Source organism: Xenorhabdus entomophaga (genome assembly GCF_037996725.1).
Lineage (GTDB): Bacteria > Pseudomonadota > Gammaproteobacteria > Enterobacterales > Enterobacteriaceae > Xenorhabdus > Xenorhabdus khoisanae.
In genome coordinates this window covers 1-403 of the sequence record NZ_JBBMXH010000368.1, presented here as the reverse complement: position 1 = coordinate 403, position 403 = coordinate 1, and the positions used below count along the sequence as shown (strand labels likewise).

The window sequence follows — 403 nt, the reverse complement described above, 5'->3', positions numbered from 1 at the left end:
CGTTCTTCCTCCAGTACCCACTTGCAGACCTCTATTGCCTCCTGACGACTCACCGGCTGGATAGTGGCGAGTTTCTTTTCAAGATAGTCTTCCCGGTCATAGATATAATACCGATCACCATCACCGTATCCGCTTGGGTCAAGTTCTTTGGCAGCCACACGACGCATCTGATATAACCAGTCCCAGTACAGGTACTCACGCACGACATCGGACAAGGTATGCGGTTCAGGAAGCTGCTCAACAAAGCCTTTCGCCGCCGCTTTGCGTAGTTTTTCAGTTTCGGCAATACGATCACCGTGCATACAGCCTTCTGCTAATTCCTTTTCATTCCAGTAATAACCCGATTCATAAATGTCAGCCAGTTCGCCCACCAGCATTAATTTTTCGGGTTCAGTGAGTTCCA

Annotated in this window: 1 pseudogene; it reads right to left on the bottom strand. The window is 48.9% G+C overall.

What is annotated here, in order from left to right:
* A pseudogene (locus AAC854_RS23235) lies at positions 1-403 on the bottom strand (helix-turn-helix domain-containing protein); the annotation flags it as partial.